This is a genomic window from uncultured Nostoc sp. (genome assembly GCF_964247315.1).
Lineage (GTDB): Bacteria > Cyanobacteriota > Cyanobacteriia > Cyanobacteriales > Nostocaceae > Nostoc.
Genome location: NZ_CAXTTT010000053.1, coordinates 1 through 7454, shown reverse-complemented (window position 1 = coordinate 7454; position 7454 = coordinate 1). Strand labels below are relative to the sequence as shown.

9 protein-coding genes are annotated in these 7454 nt (G+C 41.8%); 7 read left to right on the top strand and 2 right to left on the bottom strand.

What is annotated here, in order from left to right; translation table 11 throughout:
- Positions 1 to 317, bottom strand: a 317-nt coding sequence (locus tag ACFE93_RS17040; RefSeq protein WP_375474433.1) for a hypothetical protein, incomplete at its 3' end; no start/stop codon positions are given.
- 285 nt (positions 318 to 602) lie between these two features.
- Between ACFE93_RS17040 and ACFE93_RS17035 the strand changes: the two genes are divergently transcribed.
- The 3 genes from ACFE93_RS17035 (at position 603) to ACFE93_RS17025 (ending at position 1601) form a co-directional block, all read left to right on the top strand.
- The gene (locus tag ACFE93_RS17035; RefSeq protein WP_375474431.1) at positions 603 to 824 is read left to right on the top strand and encodes a hypothetical protein; all 222 of its coding nucleotides are present in this window, start codon (positions 603 to 605) and stop codon (positions 822 to 824) included.
- A gap of 196 nt (positions 825 to 1020) precedes the next feature.
- The gene (locus ACFE93_RS17030) at positions 1021 to 1287 is read left to right on the top strand and encodes a prevent-host-death family protein (protein WP_375474429.1); all 267 of its coding nucleotides are present in this window, start codon (positions 1021 to 1023) and stop codon (positions 1285 to 1287) included.
- Positions 1284 to 1601: a type II toxin-antitoxin system RelE/ParE family toxin gene (locus tag ACFE93_RS17025; protein WP_229461456.1), complete on the top strand. Its 318-nt coding sequence runs from the start codon at positions 1284 to 1286 to the stop codon at positions 1599 to 1601. The genes ACFE93_RS17030 and ACFE93_RS17025 overlap by 4 nt, the downstream gene beginning before the upstream one ends.
- A gap of 740 nt (positions 1602 to 2341) precedes the next feature.
- Here ACFE93_RS17025 and ACFE93_RS17020 read toward each other — a convergent pair.
- Positions 2342 to 2863, bottom strand: a complete 522-nt coding sequence (locus ACFE93_RS17020) for a hypothetical protein (RefSeq protein WP_375474427.1) — start codon at positions 2861 to 2863, stop codon at positions 2342 to 2344.
- A gap of 241 nt (positions 2864 to 3104) precedes the next feature.
- On the opposite strand from ACFE93_RS17020, the gene nfi reads away from it, so the two are divergent.
- The 4 genes from nfi to ACFE93_RS17000 all read left to right on the top strand — a co-directional run bounded on the left by nfi (position 3105) and on the right by ACFE93_RS17000 (position 7405).
- Positions 3105 to 3770 carry a deoxyribonuclease V gene (gene nfi, locus ACFE93_RS17015; RefSeq protein WP_375474425.1) on the top strand — a complete coding sequence of 222 codons (666 nt, stop codon included), beginning with the start codon at positions 3105 to 3107 and terminating at the stop codon, positions 3768 to 3770.
- A 107-nt stretch (positions 3771 to 3877) separates the two neighbouring features.
- Positions 3878 to 4426 carry an FHA domain-containing protein gene (locus tag ACFE93_RS17010; protein WP_375474423.1) on the top strand — a complete coding sequence of 183 codons (549 nt, stop codon included), beginning with the start codon at positions 3878 to 3880 and terminating at the stop codon, positions 4424 to 4426.
- 170 nt (positions 4427 to 4596) lie between these two features.
- Positions 4597 to 6555 (top strand): FHA domain-containing protein, encoded by a 1959-nt coding sequence (locus ACFE93_RS17005; protein ID WP_375474421.1) that lies wholly within the window; start codon positions 4597 to 4599, stop codon positions 6553 to 6555.
- A 532-nt stretch (positions 6556 to 7087) separates the two neighbouring features.
- Positions 7088 to 7405 (top strand): class I SAM-dependent methyltransferase, encoded by a 318-nt coding sequence (locus ACFE93_RS17000; protein WP_375474419.1) that lies wholly within the window; start codon positions 7088 to 7090, stop codon positions 7403 to 7405.
- Positions 7406 to 7454: the final 49 nt, after the last annotated feature.

Genomic DNA, 7454 nt, shown 5'->3' with positions numbered 1-7454 from the left:
ATAGTTGGTCTTGCGATCGCTGTTGGCTGTGGTTTGGCTGCTGGTGGTATAGTTGGTCTTGCGATCGCTGTTGGCTCAACTTTGGGTTGTTGAGGAGATAAATTTGGTGATTCCGCTTTTTGCTCCCTTTGTTCTGGCCGGAATACCTCTGCTGAAGATAAGGTTGTTGAGTCAGAAGGACTCTTGCTAGAGGCTTTATGTGCATCTGAATTAGCTGACTTCACAGCAGAAACAGGTTTTTTCGGTAAAGCTTTACCACCTGCAATTGAATTTTTAGTAGCCCGGAATGAGGTTATTTTGGGGTATGTGTGTTTCATTGGGATAAACTTCAACTACCTCAATTGGAATCTCTTGCTTAGGCTCAGGCATAAAAGCTGTGAACCAATATTTGCTCCCCATCAGTAAAATAGAGTGTAGAAGGATGGAACTAACTAGACCTGGGAGGATATCGAGGGGGCCCACGCTCCGATAGCGCTGAAATTCATGAGAAAAAGCCATGTTATTGTGCTTTTGCGTGATAGATAACAGCCTCAACAGTCTATTTACTGTCTTCTAATTTAGAGGATATCGTATCTGATTCAAGCAAAACAACGAGATATTGGATGATATCTTCTTTGAACTGGATCAAGCTAAAAATTTTCTGGATAAATAATATAATTCATGATGACCCAGAAGATAACTTAATTCCTGAGTCTGAGCTGACGGACTCCTACCTTGAAAATAACTCGCGCTTGATGATTGATAAAGAATTTCAACAGCTATTTGACAACAGAAAAAGATTTGCATATCATCCAAAATTTTCTCAAAAAGTTTTTGGTTTGTAACCAAACATCTGCTACAGAATTTTGCTCAGGAGCATCATTTATACTAGACCACCAGGTTTGACGATCGCCTGTTGTCTGAGTCCATTAAGCATGATAATTTCTCCTGATTAGTGTCGAAATATGGCACTGCTTGTTCTAGTTTAGCTTTGAGGTGCGATCGCTATACTAGAAACATCAATCTCATCTATTAACTGTAATGACGATCAAAGAATTGCTATTACAAGAAATTGACAACACTCCAAACGAACTGCTAGAGGATCTACTTGAATTTTTGAAATCACTCAAAACAGCCCCAAAACAGCCCCTAGCCACATACAGAGAACTCTTAGAACGCATTGATTATTTAGAAACAATAGTAGGTATTCGTAAAGGACTAGATGAGTTTGAGCACGGTGAAGGAATTCCTGCCGAAGAAGCCTTGGCAACCCTACAACACAAACTTGGCATTCCGCCTCGCCCATGAGTTACCAAGTTCTCATTCAACCCACCGCTTTTCAAGAAATCGAAATGTCCTATCGTTGGATGTGCGACAATCTGAGTGCTGAAGTAGCCAACAACTGGTATTACGAACTTCAAGACGCTATCGCTTCGCTTCAAGAATTTCCTAATCGCTGTAGCATAGCACCAGAAGTAGCAGTGATTGGTCGTGAAATTCGGCAACTTTGGGTTGGAAAACGAAGAAAATATCGAGTTTTGTTTGTCGTTGAAGAAGATATTGTCGCAATTCTTCATGTTCGCCACAGTCGCCAATCTTATTTAGGTGAAGAATCTGAGTAAATTTTGTCATGTTATAAGCTATCATTGCTACAACAAATATTGTTAATGCAAACTGCCAGTTAATAAATAATAGTATCAACGAAGCTACTAGAAGTAAACCGCCTATATTAGCCCATTGTTCTCCCTCTAATGTATTTGGTGATTTTGAATTTTTACTTTGTATAGAAGGTTGCGAAATCTTGCTTTCCTCTGCATCTAAGCTTGAAACAGATATCTGACTTGTGGCATTTTGTTCTACATGGAAAGAGGAGGAGTTCATCTGTACGACTAACTCAAACTCTTGACTCCAAGCTGGAAACTCTTCGCCTGTTTGTCGCCCGTAAACCTTTACTCTCTCAATAGATGCAGCACCTAAGCCAGTTATACCTTTACGGATAAATGCAATTAAGGCTTGCTGATTTGGTGCTTGGGCAGATTCTAACATCACCTGTAAGCAAGAATCCTTGAGGGCTACTTTTACAGTGATGCCCTTGGGTTGTAATTGACGGTTCATCAGAGATGCGATCGCCTGTGCATCTCCCTGTTTAGCAAGTTCTAAAAGAGTCGGCTGTGTCATAACCAATAAATCCGAAAAACTGAGATAATATCTTCTATCTCATGATTCCCCATTCATAGGTAAAAGCAACATTTTTACAATTTATTAAGCCCTATATATAAAATATCATTGGATTTATTATATCTCTGCAATAAATAGGACTGTAGGCTTTTTTTCTGCATCAATGCATGAGGAAAATTAAATACTAACGTTCCTTTGTAATCACAGAGCTACCATTACTAATACTTACTTTTTGAACAGAAACCTCAGTACAAGATGATAAAATATCTGTACTTATTTGATTAGCAATAAATTCAAAATCTTGGTTTGTTAATCCCTGTGCAGAATCGCCACTTAAGTTAATACAAATAGTTAGACTTTGAGGATTATTGGCAGACTGTTCATTATCTACTAATTCTATTTCAGCTTCTGCTATACCTAAATTAAACTCTTTAATCCAAGCTGGAAACTCATTATCTGTTTGTTGTCCATAAACTTTGACTCTTTCAATAGATGCAGCCCCTAAAGCCGTTAACCCTTTGCGGATAAATGCAACTAAAATTTGCTGATTTGGTACTTCGGCAGATTCTAGCATTACCTGCAAGCAAGCATCTTGGAAAGTAACCTTTGCAGCGACTCCTTTGGGGTGTAGGTGGCGATTCATCAGAAATGCGATCGCTTCTGCATCTCCCTGTTTTGCAAGTTTTAGAATATTTGGCTGTGTCATAACCAGTAAAAGAGAAAATCTAGAAAAATAAACTTATATTCTCAGGATTCCCTCTTGACAGCCTTAAGTAACATGATGATGCAAGATATCAGCTAACTTGGGCTAAAATATTTAGTATAAAGATAGTCTTTCACAGGCTTTTGCAAAAATATATTTTCCCTGCATCAACATCAAAAACTCTGGTTTTTGTGGTTGCCAAATTAACGGTATTAATATTAATCAGTTAATTCCAATTTCAAATATGAACTTTTATCGAGATCGTGCTTGGCCTTCGACGCTAGAAGAAGCCATAGTTATCCAAGAAACGCTACAAAATCAAGTAATTACTGAAGATCAACTGCAAGAACCTATCCAGTATGTTGCTGGCGTGGATATGGGTTTTGAAGCTGATGGAACAATTAGCCGTGCTGCTGTCGCAGTCCTGAGTTTTCCTGATTTGCAAGTAATCGAAACAAGCCTAGCACATCGTCCTACAACCTTTCCTTATGTTCCTGGGTTCCTCTCATTTCGGGAAATTCCAGCCGTCCTTGATGCCCTAGAAAAGATTAAAACAACACCAGATATTATCTTGTGTGATGGTCAGGGTATTGCTCATCCCCGCAGATTAGGCATAGCTAGCCATTTAGGGTTACTTATAGATATGCCGACAATTGGGGTAGCTAAGTCTAGGTTGGTAGGTAAGCATGAACAATTGGCAGAAACTAAAGGTAGCACCCAACCACTTATATATAACGGTGAAACCATTGGGGCAGTTTTGCGATCGCGCACAGGAGTAAAACCCCTATACATCTCCAGTGGTCATCGAATTAGTTTACCGACAGCGATTGATTATGTATTACGCTGTACGCCCAAATATCGCCTACCAGAAACAACACGCATCGCTGATAAACTAGCGTCAGCGAGATAAAGCTTGTTGAAGTTTTTTCTAAATACTTGCTTGCACCGACTCAATCGTGTTAGGAATCGCACAGAAAGAAGTTGAAGTATCTAAATACGATTTACGAAGTTAGAACCATGAACGCACTAACTTTACAGTGGCACGATGCAGGTCAAGATAAAACTCAGAACATTTACGAACAACAGCCAAGTCAAAATCATGGCACTGTCCGCATCGGTCGCGATCCCTTACGGTGCGACATTGTTCTGAGTCATCCTACTGTATCTGGACTGCACGTTGAAATATTTTTTCATCACCAGCAACAACGCTTTTATATCAGGAATTTGCGATCGCAAAATCCCCCCGTTGTCGATGGACGGCAATTAGTCCAAGGTGAAATGCCTTTAACTGAGGGTACTAGCATCTCTTTGGGACAAATAAAACTCAATGTTACGGGCGTTTCCACGGGTAGCATTCCAGCAACAATTTTGCTACCACCCAATCCAGCAATAAATCTCGAACATCACCATCACCCACCAACACCCCTTGCACCACCGCTAGGGGTTTATGGCTTAGAATGCCCCAAATGTCATAAAGTTTCCCCAGGAGAGAATCTACAAATTGGCTGTCATTGGTGTGGGACATCTTTAGCTGCGGCTGTAAGTGTGTTGGTAGTTAGGAGTTAGGAGTAACAAGTAGAGACTGGAGAAGAGTTTTTTCCATGCCCAATGCCCTTCAGGAGTGCTGAGTGGGGAATCTCACTTCTTTACTCGCTTGCCGAGGAACTCGAAACGGGCTAAACGCCCCGCTGACCTTAACGGAACTGTTTTGCCCCATATCCAATTCCAAATGACAAATGACAAATGACTTACAAATCCAATTGAGTTGGGACGATCCAGCGACGGGAGAACGGCGAGAACCAATGTTGAGTATGCCGATCGCTTTTGGTCGGGAATTCGCTCGCTTACCTGCTGAACTCAAGGGACAGCGTGTTTCTAGGATGCTGCTTAACAGTAACGAAGTTTCTCGCTACCATGCCCTAATTAACTGGGAACAAGACCATCTGGTGGTGATTGACCAAGGCAGCGTTAACGGTGTGTATGTCAACGGTCAACCACAAACACGCAGTGTCCTGGTTAATGGCGATACATTGCAAATTGGCCCTTATGTGATAACGGTGACATTTGCTGCTAACGTACCCGCACCAGATACCACCCCCCCTTCAACGATTCACTTCAACGCAAATACCAATCGCCCAGACCCCAGCTTACCTGTAGTTCAGCCGCTAACGCCCGTGGTAAGTAATTTCCCGCCATTGGCGTTTCAGGCACAAAAGGTTTCTGTGCAAGCACTTCATGCTACAGGATTACCAGTAGATGAATCTGATTATCTAGCGATCGGGGCGGGATTGGGTAGCTTTTTATGGGCTGATTTGCTGCGAATTAGTGGTGTGCGTGCTGACAAAATTGTGGCTTTGGGATTAGAGGCGGAACCTTATGCCCGTTACAAGCGCCTGTGTTTGAATTCACAAATTCCTTTATATGAAAGACTGCGTTCTAATTCTGACTCTTGTCCCGATAATATTTGGGGTTGGCCCAGTTATGCCTTGCGTGAAGCTTGGAGAGACTTAGCCAAGGGAGAGATAAAGTCAGCATTCAAGTATTTATGGCAAGTGTTTGCCGAACCAACATTTGCAGAAACTTATACTCCTCGTGCAGGTAATGTCTTTGATTCCATAGATAGGGAGACGAAGCGCATTGGCTGGAATCAAATTTATCGCTATGGGCGAGTTAGGGTAATTCGCAAAACTGATGACGGTAGATATTGCGTAGCCTATTCTCGCGGCCCAGGAAATTATGCTTTTTTAGTTAGTCGTTATTTACATTTAGCTACTGGGTATCCAGCAATTCAGTTTCTCCCAGATTTGCAAGCTTATAGGGAAAAATATCAAGATTTTAAATCTGTCGTCAATGCTTATGAAGCCCACGATCGCGTTTATGAGCAACTAGAGCAACATGGTGGTACGGTATTGATTCGGGGGCGGGGAATTGTAGCTTCGCGGATTGTGCAGCGGATTTATGAAGCCAGAAAACGAAATCGGAATATTGCAGTTTTGCATTTAATGCGATCGCCTAAACCCCAAGGTAACAAATTTCAAAATGCCCAACGCTTAGTCAAAAATCATTACGAATTTCAACCCTTTAACTGGCCGAAAGCCTGTTGGGGCGGCGAACTCCGGGCAATGTTAGAAAAAGCTACCCCCGATGAACGCAAACGTTTACTAGCAGACTGGGGTGGAACTACCACCGCCGACCGCCAAGACTGGCAGAAAATTACTGCTCAAGGGTTAAGCGAAGGCTGGTATCAAATTACCTTCGGTGAGGTGCTGGATGTGGAACGAGATGCCCAAAACCGGACTATTACCCGTATCCGAGAACAAAGCTTTGGAGAAATGAAATTGTTAGCTGACTTTATTATTGATGCTACCGGACTGGATGCCAAGGTAGATGCCAATCCCCTATTAGCAGATTTGGTGAAACATTACAATCTCCCAGTAAACCACTTGGGACGATTGACTGTAGCGAACAATTTTGAATTGGTAGAAATGCGTGGCGATCAAGGTCAAATGTATGCAGCTGGGGCTATTACTTTAGGTGGCCCTTATGCCGCAGTTGATAGTTTCTTGGGCTTGCAATACGCCGCATTAGTCGCCGTTGATGGACTCGCCGCCGCTCGTGCGCCTGGAGTTCAAAGGTTGAATGTTGTAAGTTCCTTTAGGCAGTGGTTGAAGTGGGTGTTAAATCAGTCACCTTAGTATTAAGAGGCAGGGGGCAGAAGGCAGGAGGCATAGGGTATTTATCTGGCTGTTTTGAGTAGCAAATCCCAACTTCGAGGATAAAAGGTGCAACTTCGAGGATAAAAGGTGCAACGTTGAGGATAAAAGGTGCAACTTCGAGGTTCAGAGGCTCAACTTTGAGGTTCAGAGGCTCAACTTCGAGGTTCAGAGGCTCAACTTTGAGGTTCAGAGGCTCAACCTTGAGGTTCAGAGGCTCAACTTTGAGGTTCAGAGGCTCAACTTTGAGGATAAAAGGTGCAACGTCCAGGATAAAAGGTGCAACCTTGAGGTTCAGAAGCTCAAGTGCGATCGCTTATGAACTGCAACACCACTTAATATTGTCATCAGAAATTTATTTTTATTTAGCTGGAGAGTTAAAAACGAACAATTGGTATTTTAATTTCCAGTATTTCACTTTTTTGTTAAGAAAGATGTGACTAATACATAGCACCCCAGCATCGACTAGGAAGAATGAGAGAATTACTCTAATTTACTATTGGTTGAGGATCTAATGACTGAGCTATATGATACTATTGGCGGTGTTTACGAGCAGTTTAAAACTGTAGCCACATTGCCGATCGCCGAAAAATTTACACTATTTAAGATTCTTGGTAATGTTCAAGGGAAAACTATTCTAGACTTAGCCTGCGGTACTGGCTTTTATAGCAGATTGTTGAAAGAACAAGGATCTGCAAAAGTTGTTGGTGTAGACATATCAGAGGAAATGGTAAAAGTTGCACGCCAGCAAGAGATGAAAAATCCACTTGGAAATGAATATCAAGTGTTAGACATTGCCAAACTTCACAAGCTTGGCAGTTTTAATTTATAGCGGTTCCTGATTGAGTGCAATACAGTATGGGATAATGGAGTATATTAAA

What these genes read in the sequence shown, in the direction of transcription:
- ACFE93_RS17020 (WP_375474427.1), bottom strand. Translation starts at nt 2,863, where the DNA reads ATGACACAGCCAAATATTCTAAAACTTGCAAAACAGGGAGATGCAGAA.
- nfi (WP_375474425.1), top strand. Translation starts at nt 3,105, where the DNA reads ATGAACTTTTATCGAGATCGTGCTTGGCCTTCGACGCTAGAAGAAGCC.
- ACFE93_RS17000 (WP_375474419.1), top strand. Translation starts at nt 7,088, where the DNA reads ATGACTGAGCTATATGATACTATTGGCGGTGTTTACGAGCAGTTTAAA.
- ACFE93_RS17010 (WP_375474423.1), top strand. Translation starts at nt 3,878, where the DNA reads ATGAACGCACTAACTTTACAGTGGCACGATGCAGGTCAAGATAAAACT.
- ACFE93_RS17025 (WP_229461456.1), top strand. Translation starts at nt 1,284, where the DNA reads ATGAGTTACCAAGTTCTCATTCAACCCACCGCTTTTCAAGAAATCGAA.
- ACFE93_RS17035 (WP_375474431.1), top strand. Translation starts at nt 603, where the DNA reads ATGATATCTTCTTTGAACTGGATCAAGCTAAAAATTTTCTGGATAAAT.
- ACFE93_RS17005 (WP_375474421.1), top strand. Translation starts at nt 4,597, where the DNA reads ATGACAAATGACTTACAAATCCAATTGAGTTGGGACGATCCAGCGACG.
- ACFE93_RS17030 (WP_375474429.1), top strand. Translation starts at nt 1,021, where the DNA reads ATGACGATCAAAGAATTGCTATTACAAGAAATTGACAACACTCCAAAC.